This window comes from Clostridioides sp. ES-S-0006-03 (assembly GCF_020662275.1).
In the GTDB taxonomy this organism is placed as follows: Bacteria; Bacillota; Clostridia; order Peptostreptococcales; family Peptostreptococcaceae; genus Clostridioides.
The window spans coordinates 59,618-79,047 of sequence record NZ_JADGMM010000005.1; the positions used below are offsets into that span (position 1 = coordinate 59,618).

Sequence of the window (19,430 nt, forward strand, 5' to 3'; positions counted from 1 at the left end):
TTAAGATTCATAAAGCAAATTCATTTTATATTAATGAGATGTTTTATGAAAAATGTATTCTATGTTTTATTTTTTGCAAATTATATTTAATTCTATTTATAAAAGTAGTGTTAAATAGCCAATTTACAGGATAACGTTTTTACAAAAAGAATAATTTAGAAAACTAACTTTAATTTATAGAATTTATAGAATTTTATGAAAAAAATCGAATTTTGACTTGAAATGTTTTTCAAAAGTAGTAAAATAATGGATAACTATACATACATTGTATACAAATATATTTATTTATGAGGGGGGATTTTGTATGGAGGCAATAACAGCTTTTTGTCTAGTTTTAGTATCACTGACGATAGGAGATGTAGTTTCAGCAAAAACTAAAGCTTTTGTTCCATCAGTTTTTGTATCAGCAATTATATTTATAGTAGGATTTTGGACTTTTTTCCCAGAAAATATCGTGGATTTAGCAGCTTTAGGGACACCATTAGCACAATTAGGCATGCTTTTATTAATAACTCATATGGGAACTATGATGAGTATTAAAGAGCTAGCAGGTCAATGGAAAACAATTGTAATAGCGTTAGCAGGAATAGTAGGAATATGTGTAGGAGCTTTGGCATTAGGAACTCTAGTGTTTGGATGGGATACAGCTGTAATCGCTACACCTCCTCTTACAGGAGGATTAGTTGCATCTATAATGATGGCAGATGCGGCTACAGCAAAAGGTCTTGCGAGTTTGGCAGTTTTAGCGATTTTAATGTATGTGGCACAAGGATTTGCAGGTTATCCTATCACAGCATTGATGCTTAAAAAAGAAGGAAAAAGACTTTTATCAGATTTTAGAAGTGGAAAAGTAACTGTAACTAAAGCTGAAGAAGAAACTGAAAAAGTACCTGAACAAAAGAGTAAGTTTAAGATAATTCCAGATTTACCTGAAAAGTACGACACAACATATATGATAATACTTAGATTAGGACTTGTAGCATGGTTAGCAGTACAATTTACAAATCTTACAAATGAAGTTGTATCAAGATATGTTATCTGTTTAATATTTGGTGTAATAGCATCAGAACTTGGAATAGTTGACAGAAAGCCACTTAATAAATCTGGTTCATTTGGATGGTTAATGACATCATTGATGGCTTTTATATTTGCAGGATTAGCAAAAGCTACACCAGCAATGCTTGCTGAAATGGCTGTTCCTCTTGTAGGAATTATAATATTTGGTGTAATAGGTATGGGAATATTCTCTATTATAGTAGGTAAATTTTTGGGTGAAAGTAAGGAAATGGCGTTTTCAGTTTCACTTACAGCACTTTATGGTTTCCCACCAAATTATATATTAACTGAAGAAGCAGTAAAGGCTCTAGCTGAAACTCCAGAAGAAAAAGAATTTCTGATGGATAAAATGCTTCCAAAGATGCTTGTTGGTGGATTTACTACAGTAACAATAGCTTCTGTAGTAATAGCAGGTATTTTTGTAAATCTTATATAAACTTTAATTAATAAATAAGGCATTTAAAAAATAAGAAGAATATGTTACACTTGGAGGTCTGGAATGAATATTAAAGAAATAACAAATGGATATAAAGATTATGTAATCAAACTTAGAAGGGAATTTCATGAAAATCCTGAAAAAAGTATGGAAGAATTTAGAACATCAAAGAGAATTAAAGAAGAACTTGATAAAATAGGAGTACCATATGTATCATCTGGAGGGACAGGTGTAGTCGCAACTATAAAAGGAAATAATCCAGGAAAAACTGTAGCACTTAGAGGAGATATGGATGCACTTCAAGTTGTTGAGTGTACAGAAGTAGAATACAAATCAAAAAATGAGGGGCTTATGCATGCTTGTGCACATGATGGTCACACATCAATGCTTTTAGGAGCAGCTAAGGTTTTGAATGATATTAAAGATGATATTAATGGAACTGTGAAATTATTTTTTCAACCAGGAGAAGAAGTAGGTAAAGGTGCAAGAGCTATGATTAAAGATGGCGCTATGGAAGGTGTAGATGGTGTATTTGGAATTCATCTTTGGAGTGATGTAGAGTGTGGGACTGTGTCAGTTGAAGAAGGTCCAAGAATGGCTTCTGCTGATTTCTTCAAAATTACTGTAAAAGGTAAGGGTGGTCATGGTTCACTTCCTCATCAAGGTGTTGATGCGGTACTTGCAAGTTCTGCATTAGTTATGAACTTACAATCCATGGTTAGTAGAGAAGTCAGTCCTTTAGAGCCGCTAGTTGTAAGTGTTGGAATTTTAAATTCTGGAACAAGATTTAATGTAATAGCAAGTGAAGCTGTTCTAGAAGGTACAATAAGATTATTTAATCCAGAACTTAGAAAACAAATTCCTACGATTTTAGAACGTATAGCAAAATCTACAGCAGAAGCATATAGAGCAGAGGCTGAGTTAGAGTATGGATATTTAACACCAGCTGTTATAAATGACAGGGAATGTTCAAAGATAGCTACAGAAGCAGTAATTAAGCTATTTGGAAAAGAAAGTATAGCACTATTTGAAAAAGTAACAGGAGCAGAGGATTTTGCTGAGTTTATGAATATTGCACCTGGTGCATTGGCATTTGTAGGGGCTAGAAATGAAGCTAAAGGAGCTTGTTATCCTCATCATCATGGGTGTTTTAATATAGATGAGGATGCTTTAGAGATTGGAACTGCCTTATATGTTCAATATGCAGTAGACTTTTTAAATAAATAAATTTAATATACTATAAAGAAAAAGCAGAGATTAAGTTTATACTCTGCTTTTTTATTGTCTATAATTACTATAAATATTGACTATAAAAAAAAGATATGATACTATAAAAGAAAATGATAATCAATATCAATTAATAAGAAGGTGATTTAATTGAGTAATATAATGTTTGCGTTTTTAATAACTTTGTTTGCAGGTTTGTCTACTGGAATAGGAAGTTGTATAGCGTTTTTTGCTAAAAAGACCAATACTAAATTTCTTTCTGTAAGTTTAGGATTTTCTGCTGGTGTTATGATTTATGTATCTATGATAGAAATATTTCCTAAGGCACAAGAAGCTCTAACAAAGTCTATGGGAGAAAAATTAGGAAACTGGTCAACTGTAATAGCTTTTTTTGCAGGAATGGCTATCATTGCAATTATTGATAAGTTAATTCCTCAAGAAGAAAATCCTCATGAGATAAAGAAAATGGAAAATTTGGATGAAAAAAATATACAAAAAAATAAATCTCTCTTAAGAACTGGGATATTTACAGCAATGGCTATAGCAATTCATAATTTTCCAGAAGGGTTAGCTACATTTATATCGGCGCTTGATGATGCTACAATAGCGATACCAATAGCTATAGCAATAGCTATACACAATATACCAGAAGGAATATCTGTATCTGTACCAGTGTATTACGCTACAGGAGATAAAAAGAAAGCTTTCTATTATTCTTTTTTATCTGGAATGTCAGAACCTTTAGGGGCCATTATTGGGTATGTACTTCTTAGAAATTTTCTAAATGACACTACACTTGGAATTGTGTTTGCTCTTGTGGGAGGTATTATGGTATTTATATCACTTGATGAACTATTACCATCAGCTAGAGAATATGGTGAGCATCATCTATCAATTTACGGATTAATTGCAGGAATGGTTGTTATGGCTATTAGTTTATTGCTATTTAAATAGATTTTTAGATATCCAATTGTAACCTAAAATTAATATCAAAATGATATAATTATTAAAACAGATTATCATATGTCAAAAATATCATTTTGGAGGTGAATTTTATAGAAAAGAAAATGAAGTTTAAATTTGATTGGTATAGTTCACCTGATAGGATAGAAGAATGGTTAGAAGATATGGAAGAACAAGGATATAACTTATATAAGATAAGTAAATTTGGAGGAATATTTTATTTTTATAAAGGAACTCCAAGAAAAATAAAATATGCCATTGATTATTATTATGATGCTGAGGAAGATTATTTTAATAAACATAAGTATAGAGGGTGGAATCTTATATTTAGAAGCATTGGTAGTTTTATAGGTACATCTTCATGGTATGTATGGAGTAAAATATATGAAGATGTACCTCCTAAATTATATAGTGATTTGGATAAAAAAGATAAAGTAAAATCAATTTTATTCATGAATGTATTTTTATTTACTATTTTAGTAGTTATTTTTATATATTTATTGTTCACTGAAATAAGAAATTTATTTAATGGTTATGGAGTAGATATTTGTACTATCGCATTGCAAATTATGTTATTAATTTTGTATTTGGTACAATTATATAGAAGAATAATGTATTACTTAAGGATTAAAAAATTAACTAAATAAAGATGGAGAGTGTCTCAAAATGACTTTGAGACACTTTTTTTATCAATAAATGTTATTCTTTATATATATTTGTATCAGTTATAACCTTTTAGATTTTATTTAAATCTTGAGTATTGATAAGAATAATTTAAAAATGTTATTCTAAGGTATCGGATATTTAAAATCACATTTAAATATATCAATTAAAAAATTTCAATAGTGTGTAATAAGAAAGTGTATAAGGCGTTGTAATTAGAAAATAAAAATATATTTAAATATAATCAAATATAGTATAATACAATCACAGAAAAGTGTGATTGTATGAGTAAACACTATAAACATTTATACAAGGGTTTCAACTTCTAATCAAAAAGATGATTTAAAAATCAGGTTGAATTTCTCAGACAGTAATGCTAGTGCTAAAGGAATGATAATAGATGATTAGTTGTCGCATATATGGATTAAGAAAATACAAGAAAAAGATTAGAGAGGATGAGGAAGTTGAAAAGAAGTTAAAAAGAGAACAGATAAAACTTTCAAGGAAATATGAAAGTTTAAAAATAAGAAATAAAATAGAAGAAGGGAGAGCTACTAGTCAAAATATTCAAAAACAAGTAGTCAAAGTACAAAAACTTCATCAAAGATTAGCTAATATAAGAACTGATTATATAAATAAAACTATAAGCGAGATAGCGAAAAACAAGCCATCTTATATAGTAATTGAAGATTTAGCTGTTTCTAACTTGATGAAAAATAAGCATTTATCAAAAGCTATTGTGAGTCAAAAACTCTATGGATTTAGAACCAAACTAACATCTAAATGTAAGGATAATTGCATAGAACTTAGAGTTGCAGATAGATTTTATCCATCATCAAAGACTTGTAGTAAGTGTGGAGAGATTAAAAGAAACTTAAAAACTCAAAGATAGAGTTTACAAATGTGAATGTGGATTATCTATAGATAGGGATTTAAATGCAAGTATTAATCTTAAAAATACTAAAAAATATAAGTTAGCTTAAAATCAAATTGATTCGCACACACGTGGTTCAAGAGTGCTTATATATGTACGGAGGGCTAACTTCGGAATTTAAGCCTTTGGAGAACTATACAAAATCGTAGTCGCTTAGGTAAGGCGAGGTTCAGTGAAGAAGGAAAAATCTCTATATGGATATATTTGACCATATTTTGAGTAGCAGGAACTTATGATTAGGATAGCAATTTGTGAAGATGAAAAAGAAACACAATGTTTAATAGAAGAATATCTTTATAATATATTAAAAATTATTAATGTAGAGTATGAAATACAAAAATATAGTTCTGGAGAAGATTTACTCAAAGTGAGTTTAAAAGATATAGATATACTGCTTCTTGATATACTAATGGAGCAAATGAATGGAATGGATACTGCAAGAAAGATTAGAGAAGTAGATAATAAAATGGAGATAATATTTATAACCTCTTTAATAGATTATGTGCAAGAAGGATATGAAGTAAGAGCTTATAGATATTTGTTAAAACCCATAGAATTAGAAGAATTAAAAAAACATATATTAACTTGTATTAAAGATATTGAAACAAATAAAAGTAATTACATTGTAATAAAGAACAAGTCTAATACATACAAGATTTATTTAAATGAAATAAAATATATAGAAATTCAAAAAAAAGATATGTTAATACACACAATAAATAAGGGTTTTGGAGTAAAGTATAGTCTAGGAAAAATAGAAAAAGATTTAAAACTAGATAAATTTGTAAGATGTCATAAAAGCTTTATAGTTAATCTAAGTTATGTAGAAAATATAAAGCCCAATATTGCTATTTTAGAAAGTGGAGAAGAAGTACCTATTAGTAGATATAGATATAAAGAGGTTAAGGAAAAATTTTTGAAATTTCTTGGTGATACAATATGTTAAATTTTATGTCTGATTTATTATTAATTGTATCTATATGTGTACGATTTATTATTCTGAAAAGGATATTAATTTATAAAGAAGATAATAAAAAAGACAAACAAATAGTATTTTATACTTTATTGGGATTAATTTATATTATAGTTAAAATAACTAGATTATTTAATATAGAAGAAAATTATATTAATAATATGTATTATTTGATTGATATTGTAGTATTTATTGTATGGGCGATATATTATAATTATTTTTACAACATAGGATATATTAAATTTATAATTTTCTTTTTCCTATTTAATATTTATTATGATTGTTTTAAAGATGTTGTAGATAGAATTTTATTTTTTGTAGTTACAGGTAATTTTGTTTCATCTAAAGAGTGGCTTTTGGCATCTGATTCTGATAATATAAAGGTTTACATATACAGTAACCTACTTATTATATTTGTATATATGATACTTAGTTTTCTGTATAATCGATTTAAATTGCTTAGCCAAGATAAAAGGAATTATGTATATTTGTTATTTGCTCTAATGGCTAACACCATGAATATAATTGGAGTCTATATATCAAGAATATTAGAACGGTTTAGATGGTTACATTCAGAACCATATTATTTTGAGAATTTTGTAAATCCAAAGATAATAGGAGCTAGCACCATTGTTCTTATATTATTGTTTAGGCAAATAATAAAAGATAATAAATTAAAATCTCAGAATGAATTAATAAAAAATAAGTTAGATATGCAATATGCTCATTATTTAAGTATTCAAGAATCTCATATGAGGGTTAAGAAGCTTTATCATGACATAAACAATCATATTTGCTGTATAGATAATCTTAAAAATGATGGCAAAGAAATTAATGAATATATAAATAATTTAAAAGATGAAATTAGAGAGTTCAAATCTATTTATAATACAGGAAACATGATATTAGACATTATAATCAATGAGAAGAGTGAAATATCTGCAAAAAAGGGAATTAAATTTATTTGTGACATAAACTTTTCAAAAGTTGATTTTATAAAACCCATAGATGTGTCAAGCATATTTGCCAATATTTTAGATAATGCAATAGAAGCATGTGAGAAAATATCAGATGAAAATATTGATAGATATATTAGAATTAAAGGAACTATAACAAAATCATTTTTTGTACTTAAATGTGAGAATAGTAAAGCAAATAATATTATTTCTAATAAAAATATACTGTTAACAGATAAGATGGATAAATTTGTACATGGAATAGGAATTCAAAGTATTAAATCGTCTTTACAAGAGTATAATGGAGAATTATTATTTGAAAATCAGAAAGACAAATTTATACTAAATATATGCATACCATTGAATCAAGATGCTGACAGTTGGGTCGATTAAGTTACTAGTTGGGGCATCTATATTGATACTTAAAAATAAGGATGTTATCTTTTTAATAATAAAAGATAACATCCTTATTTTTAAGCATAAAGAAATTTATAATTTTACTAATCTTAATTATAAGAATTAGTTACAAAGAAAGGTGATATATATTGAAAAACTAACCATAAAAATAATAAAAATACAAGATATTGTAATACAGGATGTAATTAATAAAAACTTGAAAAGTAGAAATACAATGGAGGAAAATATATATGAAGGCGAAAAAATATATTTTAGCTATGATAGTAATTTTAAGTATAAGTTCAAGCTTAATGGTAGGATGCACAACAACTGTATCCAATGAAGATTTAAATAACTCAGAGCAAGCTAGTGAAAATTCATCAAACAACTCAATTGAAGCTAAAAAAAATGACTCTATTAAATTATTTGAGGATTACTCAAAAAAAGCTAGTACTGTAGAAGGATTGGAAGAAGTTAAAAAAGATTTATCTCAAAAATTTTCAAAGGCTATAACGGATAGTGGTTATAAGGTAGTTAATTCAAATTCAGATGGAAGTTTTGTAGTTTCTATAAATGGATTTGAAAAGCCACCTGAAAAAGATATTAGAAGTTTATTTTACTCTATGTCTGAAGATAACAAAAAAGGAAAATCAGTAGTAGATATTCTCTGTGCTAAAGAATATCCTGAGAATAAAAAGTTAGCTGAAAGTGATAAATATATTAAATTTATGTACAACATATTTAAGTCATTAACTAATACTGATTTAACTGAGAAAGATTTTTCAAATAAAGTTATAAAAATATTTAATGAAGGTGTAGGCTCTGTAGAACTTCCCTATATGAATGATATACATGTTGAAGTTAACAAAGTTAAAAAATCTACTAAAGTACTAAAATTGAGTTTAGAATATGAATTTGATATTTCAAGTCATTAATGTAATAAATAAATTATGACAGGTTAGAAATAAATTATAAAATAAAATTCATATTTATCTTTAGTAATGTTTTTTATTCAAAAATATATTATTTGTGGTTGCCATTTTATGTTAAAGGACAGTATAATATAATTAAAGTATGTTATAACATACAAAAGTTAATATATATTATCCAAAGGGGGATTTTAAATGAGTCAAACTGATAGAATAGAAGCATTTAGACAAGAATACGTTAATTCTAAACCTATGATATGTTGTGAAAGGGCTAGAATTTTTACAGAATCACATAAAAAGACTGAGGGAGAAGCCATATGTATAAGAAGAGCGAAAGCCTTTTTAGATGCATGCAAAGAACTTCCTATAAAAATATTTGAGAATGAATTAATTGTAGGTACAGCTGGTAAATTTAGAAGAACAGGTATATTAACACCAGAATTTTCTTGGCAATGGGTAGATAAGGAAATGGATACTTTTGATGAAAGAACTCAAGACCCATATGTCATATCAAAAGAGCAAATAGAATTTATAAGAAAAGAGATATTTCCATATTGGAAGGGTAAATCTTTGGAAGAAGTTTTTTTAGCAAGAATTCCAGAAGATACAGCTAAGATATTGGTAGATACAGGAATAATAGATAATGATTCTAAGTGGAGACAGGCAGTAGGGGAAGTAACTCCAGATTATCAAGATATACTATTTGTAAAAGGATATAAGGGGATAAAGAAAGAAGCAGATAAGAAGATAAAAGAATTAGATATATCAATTTCAGAAAATATTGAAAAAATAGATTTCTATAAGTCTATTTCTATTGTTGCAGATGGTATCATGACATTGGCAAATAGATATTCAAAACTTGCAAAAGAAATGAGTGAATCAGAGAAAGATTCAAAAAGAAAGTTAGAACTTATAAAAATATCAGAAGTATGTGAGAATGTACCAGCAAATCCTCCCACTAGTTTTTATGAAGCGATACAATTTGTATGGTTTGTGCAATTAGGTGGTGTTTTATCTGAAAATCCATTAGCATTGAACTTAGGTAGATTTGACCAATATATGTATCCATATTATGAAAAAGATACTAAAAAAGGAAATATAACTAAATCAGAGGCTCAAGAGTTGATAGAGGCTCTATGGATTAAGCTATCAGAGTGGGTATGGACAATATCAGCAAATACAGCAAATTATTTTGCAGGATACAACCAATTTCAAAACCTTACTGTTGGTGGCAAAAAGAGAAATGGAACTGATGGAACGAATGATATTTCATATATGTGTTTAAAGGCAACAGAAAGTGTAAAAACTCATCAACCAGGTTTAAGTGTTAGAATAAGTCAGGGAGCACCAGATGATTTTGTTATGGCAGTTGCGAAATTAGTAAAACAAGGTACTGGTTTTCCTGCTATACACAGTGATAGTGCAGGGGCACAAATGTTACTTCAAGATGGATATGATGCAGAAGATGCAAGAGATTGGAGCAATTGTGGTTGTGTAGTTCCTCACTTTAGAAAGACAGGTCAATGGACTTCAGCAGTAAATATTAATTTTGCAGCAGCACTAGAATATGCTATGAATGAAGGGAAGAGTAGATTAACTGGAGAAAAAATGGGGTTAGATGTAAAAAATATCAATGAATTTGCATCTTTTGAAGAAGTTAAAGAAGAGTTTTTAAAGCAACTAGCATATCTTATCAAGAATTCTGTTATAGGAACTACTGTTGCTCAACAAATTCATAAAGAAATAGTACCAAGACCATTTTTATCTACCTGTGTAGATGGTTGTTTGGATAAAGGTATTGATTTAAGTAAAGGTGGGGCAAAATACAATATAGGACCTGTTTTAACAGGCATAGGTCTAGGTGTAGTTTCAAACTCATTGGCAGCTATAAAAAAATTAGTATTTGAAGATAAGGTGACTACATTAGAAGAGTTAACAAAAGCATTAAATAATGACTGGGAAGGCTATGAAGAATTAAGAAAACTTGCCTTAGATGTTCCTAAATATGGAAATGACAATGATTATGTAGATTCATTGGCTATTGAAGTTTCTGATTTTTATTACAGTGAAACTAGAAAATATAAGGATATTTTTGGTTCTAAATTTAATAGTGCATTTATGGGTATATCAAACTATGTTCCAACTGGAAAAATAGTAGGTGCAACTCCATGTGGAAGAAAAGCTACAAAACCTTTGACAGAAGGAGTTTCTCCATTTGTTGGAACTGATACAACAAGTCCATTGGCAGCTATGAAATCTGCATCAAAAATAAATCATGATGTTCACACTGGAGGAACACTTCTAAATTTGAGATTTAATCAAGATTTGGTTGAAACAGAAAGAGGGCTTAGAAATCTAACTTCTATGGTAAAATCATATTTTGCACTAGGTGGATTCCACGTACAATTTAATACAATATCAAATGATGTCTTATTAAAAGCTCAAGAAAATCCAGAAGAATATAAAGATTTATTAGTTAGAGTTGCTGGATATAGTACTCAATTTGTTAATTTATCAAGAGAGATGCAAGATGCTATAATAGCCAGAAACTCACACAGTAAATTTTAATTATGAGGTAGATTATGAGTAAAAAAGGTAAAGTTGTAAAGGTACAACATTTTTCAGTAAATGATGGTGATGGAATAAGGACTACTATATTTTTAGAAGGATGCAAATTAAAATGTAAGTGGTGTTCTAATCCAGATTCATGGAGCAATATAGTAAAGCTAGGAGTCATGAAGGATAAGTGTATATCTTGTAATAGGTGTACAGATGTTTGTCCTCAAAATATAAGTTCATTATTTGACAGAAGTCAAATAAATGATAAGTGTGATTTGTGTGGAAAATGTGTTAAAACATGTCTTAATGATGCTATCTGTATAATGACTGAAGAAATGACTGTTGAAGAGATTGTAAAGGAAGTTGAAAAAGATTTTATATTTTTCTTTGAGTCTAACGGAGGAGTAACTTTTTCTGGAGGAGAACCCACACTTCAAATTGAATTTTTAAGAGAATTAGTTGATGCTTTTTATAATAAAGGTATAAACATAGCAATTGAGACTTGTGGATATTTTGAGTGGGATAAAGTGAAGGATGTCTTTGAAAAAATAGACCATATATTTGTAGATATAAAATCTATGGATGATAATGTTCACAGAGCATATACAGGAGTAAGTAACGAGATAATATTAGAAAATATATGTAGACTTTCAAAATTAAACAAATCTATGGTTATAAGAGTACCAATTATTTCTGGAGTGAATGATAGTGAAGAAAATATAAGAAACACTGCATTATTTGTAAAGCAAAATGTTTTAGGTGGAAAGATGGAATTACTTCCATATCATAAATTTGGACTTGATAAATATAAAGCATTAGGGCTTGAAGATTATATGTATGAATTTGATGAAATTTGCAATAGCCATATGTTAAAATTAAAAGAGATAGTAGAGCTTACAGGAGTAAAAATCATAGAATACAAATAGGCTATCAGGAGGATTTTAACATGGATAATAAATTTCCTAATGTAGGAGAAAACTTAAGGTTATTAAGACAAGATATGGGTATAAGTTTAGATAAAGCTTCAAAGATGACAGGAGTTAGTAAAGCAATGCTGGGGCAGATTGAAAGAGGTGAATCTAGCCCCACTGTATCTACCTTATGGAAAATTTCATCTGGATTCAAAATAAACTTTACGACACTGTTAAATGAAAATACAAACACTTATGAGGTTATAAAAAAAGAGGATGTAGAACCTATTATTGAACAACAAGGCAATATGAAGTTGTATCCTATATATCCTTTTAGCCCTCAAAGGAGGTTTGAACTTTTTATAATTGAGCTTGAAGCAAATTGTACTCATGTTTCATCTACACATAGTCATGTTCTGGAAGAGTATGTACTTGTAATAGAAGGTAAACTTGAACTTAATGTAGATGGAAAAACTTATATTTTAGAGTCTGGACATTCAATTAGATTTGATGGAACACTAGAACATTTATATAAAAATTTAAATAACGGAAGAACTGTATTTCATAATATAGAAGTTTATAGATAATTTTATAGTTATCTATTTTGGGAATAAATATTTATTACCAAAATGGATAACTTATTTTTATAATGTCGAAAAGATTTGTATGCATGTACTAACATTATTGTTTTAAAATAAACATAAAAGCATTATAATAATATTAATAAAATATAATAAAAAGGAAGAATATATGATTATGAAAGTTATATTGACAGTATTAGTATTAGCAATCTTATATATTCTGTATAAGTATGAGACTCAACATATAGAAACAACAGAATATACCATATTTAATGAAAAAATTCCAAAAGAATTTAATGATTTTAAAATAGTTCAAGTAAGTGATTTACATAATAAGGTATTTGATAAAAATAATAATAAAACATTGATAGATAAAATTGAATCCTTAAATCCAGATGTTATATTTATAACAGGAGACTTAGTTGATGGAGAAAATAAAAATTTTCAAATTGCATTAGATTTAATTGATAATTTAGTAAAAAAATATGAAGTGTACCATATAATTGGAAATCATGAACAAAAATCTTTAATAAAAAAATACAAACATCTATATAGGGATTATTTTAAGGAATTGTATTCAAAAAAAATAATAAATATGGAAAATGAATCTGTAAGAATATATAAAGGAGATAGTTATATTAATCTATATGGTTTAATCATACCATTGGAATGCTATCCATATTTTTTTGCTAATAATAAAAAGTTAGAATTGCGTGACAGTTTTGTACAAGATAAGTTAGGTAAAATAAACGAAAATGAGTATAATATACTTTTAGCTCATACACCATTTTTCTTTGAAAAATATGTAAAATGGGGAGCTGATTTAGTTCTGGCTGGTCATGTTCATGGTGGTATAATAAGAATACCTTTTATTGGAGGTGTACTATCTCCAAATAGAGAGTTTTTTCCTAAGTATGATTGGGGAAAATATGAAAAAGGTAGTAGCACTATGGTTTTAAATAAAGGCTTAGGAGGTTCAAAAGTTCTCATTAGACTTAATTGTAAACCAGAAGTAGTAAGAATTACATTAAAGTCTAATTAATAAGGTTTTTTGTGTATATAAACATCAATGACATATATATAAAATTGGTGTAAAACCCTATTAAATAGATACAATTATTAATTTTTAATAATTATTTAATTAATGTAAATAAATTGTTATTTTTAGCATGTAATATTTAAAATATAGGGGGTAGTTAAAAATCATGGGTGATATAATTAGATTTTATGAATCTGTAAAAAACAAATATCCGAAATTAAAAGATGGAACTAGAGTTCATATGTGGCCAAAAGAAAATATCATAATTGGATCTATTTATGATGAGGCAAATGGATATGAAAAAAGTATAGGAAGTGTGGATAGTTTAAGTTGGAAGCAAGTTGTTGTACTAGCAGAATGTGATGGGAAAAATACTACTAAAGATATATTAGATATATTATCCAACAGATATAGAAATATCCCTGACATGAGAGATAAGGTTATGGAATTTTTTATGTTTTATGATAATGAATATTTAACCTTTGAAGATGAGGAACAAACATTATCAAGTGTTTTTGAGATAACAGGAAATAAAGTATATCTTACACCTTTATACTTTACAATAGAGATAGATGGTAATGACAATAGGGTTCAATATTTTTCTGAAGTTATAAGTTTATTAAAGTGTATGTATGAAAAAGGGTGTAGGTTTATAGAAGTTATTGGTGAAGGTATTCTAAAAAACAAAGATATGAAAGAAGTATTTCAATATATGTTAGACCATTTTGATTTAATTATAGTAACTAAAGATAGTTTTACTATTGAAAGAAGTTTGATAAGAGAATTAGATGATTATCGTCATAAAGTAATATGGAATGTATATTCAGAGAATGATAACATACATGTTAAATTAAAAGAAGATATAAAAATAACTAGTTTGATAAAAAGAGGGCATACAGTAGTAAGGGGAGCTAGAGGAAGAGCAATAAAAATAGAAGATATGAGGTTTAAAGATATAAGAGAAAGATTTTCAAAATATGGTGCAGAATGGAGCCATGTATATATTTCTTCTGATGGCAGTGTAAAATCTTATTCCATTCAAAAAGAAAAAAGAGTCTATTTAGGCAATATATTTGACAATTCAGTTGAAGAAATTTTATTAGAAATGCAAAATAAGATTGATAATCAAGAGATTGTATATCAATAATTATCAAAATTAAGTTTTAGGAATAATTTATGATTGATTGTTTAGTTTTGTGTTAATAATCGTTAATGAGGTGATGTAACTTGTTAAGATTATTGAACAAATTTTTTTATGATGTTTTACTTAAATGTTGGATTTTTATGATGTTATGGATTTTTAGAGAACTTTTTACAGATACAAAATTAGTCAAAAAATTTAAACTTCATAAAATATTTATGTAAAAATCATATAAAATTCATATAACAGATGTATTATATAGAGTATAGAAAGACTAGCTTAAAAACCATAATATAATACCCTATTGTAATGATAACCCTCCCTCACATCCTCAAATAGAGTTATCATTACAAGAATTAATCCATAAATTTAAAATTTATGGTTTTTTTTTATTTAATTTGTTTTATTATCTAGGAATATGATTTATTATAGAATATATAATAAGTAATATAAAATACATTTGATTAAGTTTTTGACATGTTTTTAACTATACTAATAAGGAGGAGTATTTATGAATGTAAATAATCGCAAGTGCCCAGAGTGTGGTGAACATAGTAAAAAATTTGAAGTAATAGAAGAGTGTGAGGAGTGTGTGACATTTGAATGTTACACTTGTGGAACTATATCTATATTAAAGTATTGCGACAACTGTAAAGAATTTGTATTTGTAAATATTCCAAATAATGTAGAGACCTATGAGTATTGTTGCAGTAAATGTAATAATAAGATTTAATATAATTAAAATATATAATTTCATATGTTGTTTATACAAATATCATATAAAATTCATATATGTAATGTATTATAGAAATATAGAAAGAACTAGCTTAAAACATAATATAATTACCCTAAATTTATAATGGCAACTCTCCCTCACATCCTCAAATATAGTTGTCATTATAAAATACTTTGGCTGTTTCAAAAATGTAAAATCATTTTAGAAGCAGTCTATTTTTTTATAAAAAATAAAGAAGGCAACGGGAAGCCTTCTTTCGTGTAAAAAAAGTTTAATTTTTTGTTAAGATTTGTTTGTTTATTTTATATTATCTTTATAATATGTTTTTATTTGAAGGTTGGCAATGGATTTTGCACAACTGGTCATTATGAATGTAAAAGTGGAATATTATTAATAAATAATAATTACAAAATTGTAATTATTATTTATTAAGCAAATGCGTAAAATATCACATTAATGGGTATATAATTAATAATATACTAGTTTGGGGAGGATAAAATTATGAATTATAAAACAATCATATTAAATAGAAAGTCTGTTAGAGAATATAAAAAGACAGATATTAAAAAAGAGTATCTTAGTGAGATTAAGAAATACTCAGAATCTTGTAAGAAACTAGTTCCAGAGATAGACGTTGATATAAGAGTAATGAATAGAAGTGAAGTTTTTGACAATTTAGATAAAATAGCAGGATATAAAGGAAACATGATAGATGCTCCAAGTTATATTATAATATTATCTGAAGTAAAAGATAATTACATCGAAAATTCAGGATACATAGGAGAAAATATAATTTTTAAGGTAACAGACCTTGGAATAGGTTCTTGTTGGGTTACTTTTGAGGATAGTAAAAAGGTATTAGATAAACTTGGAATTGACTCAGACAAAGAGGTAACAGGAATTATTGCCATTGGATATGGAGAAAATGCAAGCAATACTAAAGTACTAAATGCTACAAAGACTGGTGATAATTATTCAAAATCTGATATGCAAGTTGTTTCAGACAATAGTTCTTCTCGTTTAGGTGTAGAAGAAGTAGTTTATATGGATGAGTGGGGAAATAATGCAAATACAAATATATTAGAAGAGAGAGCGCTTCTTGATGCATTCCATTATGCAAGATTAGCTCCATCTACATTAAATAGACAACCATGGAGATTTATAGTTGATGGAGGAGTTGTAGTTTTAGCAGTTAGAAAAGATGGTCATACTAATTTGTATGAAGAAAAAATAGATGTTGGTATAGTTATGCTTTATTTTGCAACAATAATAAGTGCAACTATGTTTGAGTTAAAATGGAATTTAGGCACTCCAGACAAAGATTATAAAATACCAGAAGACTATAAAATAGTTGGATATTGTAATATATAAAACAGTTTAATATTTAATTTAGTTTTACTTAAATTAATTTCTATAAAGAGTTCAATGCATTATATGGAATAATGTATTGAACTCTTTTGTTGTATAGTTGTATAATCTAATTTCAGCATTATTAGTTGATAAATTTTATGTAAAAGAGGATTATTAATGTAAATTATTGGACTTGATATAAAGCCAATATAAAATTGATAGCTAAATGAGTAAATGTTATACTTTAAACTGAATCTGTATCTATTGTTGAAATAGTATTTTAAATCTTACAATTTTGTGCATAGATTGAGAGGTATATTATTTTATTAAACTGTATAATTTGCTTGGAGGGAATGTTAAATGGAATGGATAAATAAATTAAATCAAGCTATTACTTATATTGAAGACAATCTTGAAAGTGGAGTGGATTATGCAGAAGCAGCAAAAATTGCATGTTGTTCAACCTTCCATTTTCAAAGAATGTTCTCATATATTGCAGAAGTACCTTTGTCTGAATATATTAGACGTAGACGTATGACTAAGGCAGCATTTGAACTACAAAATAGTAATATTAAAATTTTAGAGCTGTCTGAGAAATATGGTTATGATTCACCTACATCTTTTAATAGGGCTTTTCAAAACATACATAGTATTTCTCCGTCTGCTGCTAGAGCAAAAGGTGTTGTTTTAAAAGCATATCCTAGGATAACCTTAACTATTTATGTAAAGGGAAATGTAGAAATGCAATATCGTATTGTGGAAAAACAGGGATTTCGTATTGTTGGAGTAAAAGAGCATATGAATATGATTGTAGAGGAATGTTTTGATAAGGTTCCAAAGTTATGGGCTAAATCTATACAAAGTGGAATGATTGAAAAACTTTTGGAATTAATAAATCATGAACCTCATGGATTACTTGGAGTAAGTACATGTATGAATGGAAAGGACTTAGACTATTATATTGCTGCACCAACAGATAGACATACTTTAGAAAATACTTATGAATATTTTATACCATCGGGTACATGGGCAGTATTTGAATGTGTTTCTCCCATGCCAAATGCTACTGCTATACAGGAATTGCAAAAAAGAATTATTACTGAATGGTTACCAAGTTCTGGGTATGAGTATGCTAGTTTACCAGATATGGAACTTTATCCTAAAGGTGATATTAATGCTCCTGATTATACAGTAGAAGTTTGGATTCCAATTAAGAAACAAATTCAAAACTAGAGAAATAAGATGAAATTTTGAAATAGCAGACTAAAAATAGTCTGTTATTTTTTGTGAAATATGGAAAGTAAGCTTTACATAAAACATATCTGGGTGTATAATTATGGAAAGCAAGCTTTACATAAAATGAAATGATTTAAGGAGAAAAATGTGAAAAATAGATTAGAAGAAATAAGAAAAAAGAAAGGGATAAAGCAGGAAGAGCTTGCCATTGCCTTACAAGTCTCAAGACAAACGATTGGTTCATTAGAAAATGGCAGATATAATCCATCAATTATTTTAGCATTTAAAATAGCAAGATATTTTGATATGAGTATTGAAGAAATATTTATTTATGAGGAGGAGTAAAAATGAAAAAGAATAGATTATATATGGGTATTGTTTATCTTGTTTTTGGAGTTTTATTTATTTTATTGGCTACATTAACAGAATTTTCATTTGAAGCTTTTATATGGGGGCTTGCTGGAGCATCTTTAGGACCTGGAATATGTATGATATGTCAATATATCTATTGGAGTAAGCCTGAAAAGGCTAAAGAGTATGAAAAAAAGCTAGAAAATCAAAAAATAGAGATGAATGATGAGAGAAGAATTATGTTACGCGATAAATCTGGACGTATTACTAACCAAATTATGTCTTATGTTTTAGTGATTATTATATTTATTGTATCTGCATTGAGTGTATTTTCAATAATGATAATAAGTAAATGGGTTTTAATTGGGCTTGGATTACTTCTTTTATTTCAATTTATTTGTATGGTAGTTGTATATAATAAGTTGGATAAAAAGTTGTAGTGAAAAAATTAAAATCACAATAAAAATATTAAGGTTTTAAGTTTTATATTCTTAAGAGAATTTTAGATGTTATCTTTAATATACAATTATATAAATTTATAAAAAGCCACAGTTGAAAGTAAAAGAAAAAGTGTTAGTGAATATTTAGGGAATGTGACAATAAAAAACTCTTTAGTTTAAACTAAAGAGTTTTAATTTATTGGTGCCGCTGATGGGACTCGAACCCATATGGTTTCCCGTACGATTTTGAGTCGTATGCGTCTGCCAGTTCCGCCACAGCGGCTTATATTTTAAATCCGAACTACTAGTATATCCTACCAGATTTTCCAAGAATATGCAAGAGGAATATTGAATACAAAGCACTCATCAAACTGTCAAAATATCATAAATACTAGCTTTTCCTCATGAAAACTTATGAATCAACACAGTTGATTTTGAGTTAATTGCATCTACCAATTCCACCACTCGGTCATGTCATGTTTATTATTATAGCAAAAAAATATATTGTTTGCAACATATTTAATTTTAATATACTATTATTATTATGGGAATA

Annotated in this window: 18 protein-coding genes, 1 tRNA gene and 1 pseudogene; 19 read left to right on the top strand and 1 reads right to left on the bottom strand. The window is 27.6% G+C overall.

Features of this window, described 5'->3' with window-relative positions; translation table 11 throughout:
• The first annotated feature begins 304 nt into the window (after positions 1-304).
• The 19 genes and pseudogenes from IR151_RS08225 (at position 305) to IR151_RS08310 (ending at position 18,877) form a co-directional block, all read left to right on the top strand.
• Positions 305-1,492 (top strand): hypothetical protein, encoded by a 1,188-nt coding sequence (locus IR151_RS08225; RefSeq protein ID WP_227434044.1) that lies wholly within the window; start codon positions 305-307, stop codon positions 1,490-1,492.
• A 63-nt stretch (positions 1,493-1,555) separates the two neighbouring features.
• Positions 1,556-2,719: a M20 family metallopeptidase gene (locus tag IR151_RS08230; RefSeq protein ID WP_227434045.1), complete on the top strand. Its 1,164-nt coding sequence runs from the start codon at positions 1,556-1,558 to the stop codon at positions 2,717-2,719.
• Between the two features lie 162 nt (positions 2,720-2,881).
• On the top strand, positions 2,882-3,673 hold the full coding sequence (zupT, locus tag IR151_RS08235) for a zinc transporter ZupT (RefSeq protein ID WP_413926946.1): 792 nt from the start codon (positions 2,882-2,884) through the stop codon (positions 3,671-3,673).
• Positions 3,674-3,786: 113 nt separating this feature from the next.
• Positions 3,787-4,329: a DUF2812 domain-containing protein gene (locus IR151_RS08240; protein ID WP_227434047.1), complete on the top strand. Its 543-nt coding sequence runs from the start codon at positions 3,787-3,789 to the stop codon at positions 4,327-4,329.
• A 416-nt stretch (positions 4,330-4,745) separates the two neighbouring features.
• Positions 4,746-5,237 (top strand): RNA-guided endonuclease TnpB family protein, encoded by a 492-nt coding sequence (locus IR151_RS08245; protein WP_413927356.1) that lies wholly within the window; start codon positions 4,746-4,748, stop codon positions 5,235-5,237.
• A gap of 22 nt (positions 5,238-5,259) precedes the next feature.
• A pseudogene (locus IR151_RS20445) lies at positions 5,260-5,328 on the top strand (hypothetical protein); the annotation flags it as partial.
• Between the two features lie 183 nt (positions 5,329-5,511).
• The gene (locus IR151_RS08250; RefSeq protein WP_227434048.1) at positions 5,512-6,225 is read left to right on the top strand and encodes a LytR/AlgR family response regulator transcription factor; all 714 of its coding nucleotides are present in this window, start codon (positions 5,512-5,514) and stop codon (positions 6,223-6,225) included.
• Positions 6,219-7,601 (top strand): sensor histidine kinase, encoded by a 1,383-nt coding sequence (locus tag IR151_RS08255; protein ID WP_227434049.1) that lies wholly within the window; start codon positions 6,219-6,221, stop codon positions 7,599-7,601. The genes IR151_RS08250 and IR151_RS08255 overlap by 7 nt, the downstream gene beginning before the upstream one ends.
• Positions 7,602-7,855: 254 nt before the next feature.
• Positions 7,856-8,539: a hypothetical protein gene (locus tag IR151_RS08260; RefSeq protein ID WP_227434050.1), complete on the top strand. Its 684-nt coding sequence runs from the start codon at positions 7,856-7,858 to the stop codon at positions 8,537-8,539.
• A 189-nt stretch (positions 8,540-8,728) separates the two neighbouring features.
• On the top strand, positions 8,729-11,101 hold the full coding sequence (locus IR151_RS08265) for a glycyl radical protein (protein WP_227434051.1): 2,373 nt from the start codon (positions 8,729-8,731) through the stop codon (positions 11,099-11,101).
• Between the two features lie 14 nt (positions 11,102-11,115).
• Entirely contained in the window at positions 11,116-12,018 is a 903-nt protein-coding gene (locus IR151_RS08270) for a glycyl-radical enzyme activating protein (RefSeq protein WP_227434052.1), read from the top strand.
• A gap of 20 nt (positions 12,019-12,038) precedes the next feature.
• Positions 12,039-12,590, top strand: a complete 552-nt coding sequence (locus tag IR151_RS08275) for a helix-turn-helix domain-containing protein (RefSeq protein ID WP_227434053.1) — start codon at positions 12,039-12,041, stop codon at positions 12,588-12,590.
• 163 nt (positions 12,591-12,753) lie between these two features.
• Positions 12,754-13,626, top strand: coding sequence for a metallophosphoesterase (locus IR151_RS08280; RefSeq protein WP_227434054.1), 873 nt, complete (start codon positions 12,754-12,756; stop codon positions 13,624-13,626).
• 163 nt (positions 13,627-13,789) lie between these two features.
• Positions 13,790-14,770 carry an SPASM domain-containing protein gene (locus IR151_RS08285; protein ID WP_227434055.1) on the top strand — a complete coding sequence of 327 codons (981 nt, stop codon included), beginning with the start codon at positions 13,790-13,792 and terminating at the stop codon, positions 14,768-14,770.
• Between the two features lie 505 nt (positions 14,771-15,275).
• A complete protein-coding gene (locus tag IR151_RS08290; RefSeq protein WP_227434056.1) occupies positions 15,276-15,497 on the top strand; it encodes a hypothetical protein in 222 nt (73 codons plus the stop codon).
• 504 nt (positions 15,498-16,001) lie between these two features.
• Entirely contained in the window at positions 16,002-16,871 is an 870-nt protein-coding gene (locus IR151_RS08295) for a nitroreductase family protein (RefSeq protein WP_227434057.1), read from the top strand.
• Between the two features lie 339 nt (positions 16,872-17,210).
• Positions 17,211-18,083: an AraC family transcriptional regulator gene (locus IR151_RS08300; RefSeq protein WP_227434058.1), complete on the top strand. Its 873-nt coding sequence runs from the start codon at positions 17,211-17,213 to the stop codon at positions 18,081-18,083.
• Positions 18,084-18,233: 150 nt separating this feature from the next.
• Positions 18,234-18,431, top strand: a complete 198-nt coding sequence (locus IR151_RS08305) for a helix-turn-helix transcriptional regulator (protein WP_227434059.1) — start codon at positions 18,234-18,236, stop codon at positions 18,429-18,431.
• A 2-nt stretch (positions 18,432-18,433) separates the two neighbouring features.
• Positions 18,434-18,877, top strand: coding sequence for a hypothetical protein (locus IR151_RS08310; protein WP_227434060.1), 444 nt, complete (start codon positions 18,434-18,436; stop codon positions 18,875-18,877).
• Between the two features lie 200 nt (positions 18,878-19,077).
• Here IR151_RS08310 and IR151_RS08315 read toward each other — a convergent pair.
• Positions 19,078-19,160: transfer RNA gene (locus IR151_RS08315), tRNA-Leu, on the bottom strand.
• Between the last annotated feature and the right edge of the window lie 270 nt (positions 19,161-19,430).

What these genes read in the sequence shown, in the direction of transcription:
- IR151_RS08225 (WP_227434044.1), top strand. Translation starts at nt 305, where the DNA reads ATGGAGGCAATAACAGCTTTTTGTCTAGTTTTAGTATCACTGACGATA.
- IR151_RS08230 (WP_227434045.1), top strand. Translation starts at nt 1,556, where the DNA reads ATGAATATTAAAGAAATAACAAATGGATATAAAGATTATGTAATCAAA.
- zupT (WP_413926946.1), top strand. Translation starts at nt 2,882, where the DNA reads ATGTTTGCGTTTTTAATAACTTTGTTTGCAGGTTTGTCTACTGGAATA.
- IR151_RS08240 (WP_227434047.1), top strand. Translation starts at nt 3,787, where the DNA reads ATGAAGTTTAAATTTGATTGGTATAGTTCACCTGATAGGATAGAAGAA.
- IR151_RS08245 (WP_413927356.1), top strand. Translation starts at nt 4,746, where the DNA reads ATGATTAGTTGTCGCATATATGGATTAAGAAAATACAAGAAAAAGATT.
- IR151_RS08250 (WP_227434048.1), top strand. Translation starts at nt 5,512, where the DNA reads ATGATTAGGATAGCAATTTGTGAAGATGAAAAAGAAACACAATGTTTA.
- IR151_RS08255 (WP_227434049.1), top strand. Translation starts at nt 6,219, where the DNA reads ATGTTAAATTTTATGTCTGATTTATTATTAATTGTATCTATATGTGTA.
- IR151_RS08260 (WP_227434050.1), top strand. Translation starts at nt 7,856, where the DNA reads ATGAAGGCGAAAAAATATATTTTAGCTATGATAGTAATTTTAAGTATA.
- IR151_RS08265 (WP_227434051.1), top strand. Translation starts at nt 8,729, where the DNA reads ATGAGTCAAACTGATAGAATAGAAGCATTTAGACAAGAATACGTTAAT.
- IR151_RS08270 (WP_227434052.1), top strand. Translation starts at nt 11,116, where the DNA reads ATGAGTAAAAAAGGTAAAGTTGTAAAGGTACAACATTTTTCAGTAAAT.
- IR151_RS08275 (WP_227434053.1), top strand. Translation starts at nt 12,039, where the DNA reads ATGGATAATAAATTTCCTAATGTAGGAGAAAACTTAAGGTTATTAAGA.
- IR151_RS08280 (WP_227434054.1), top strand. Translation starts at nt 12,754, where the DNA reads ATGATTATGAAAGTTATATTGACAGTATTAGTATTAGCAATCTTATAT.
- IR151_RS08285 (WP_227434055.1), top strand. Translation starts at nt 13,790, where the DNA reads ATGGGTGATATAATTAGATTTTATGAATCTGTAAAAAACAAATATCCG.
- IR151_RS08290 (WP_227434056.1), top strand. Translation starts at nt 15,276, where the DNA reads ATGAATGTAAATAATCGCAAGTGCCCAGAGTGTGGTGAACATAGTAAA.
- IR151_RS08295 (WP_227434057.1), top strand. Translation starts at nt 16,002, where the DNA reads ATGAATTATAAAACAATCATATTAAATAGAAAGTCTGTTAGAGAATAT.
- IR151_RS08300 (WP_227434058.1), top strand. Translation starts at nt 17,211, where the DNA reads ATGGAATGGATAAATAAATTAAATCAAGCTATTACTTATATTGAAGAC.
- IR151_RS08310 (WP_227434060.1), top strand. Translation starts at nt 18,434, where the DNA reads ATGAAAAAGAATAGATTATATATGGGTATTGTTTATCTTGTTTTTGGA.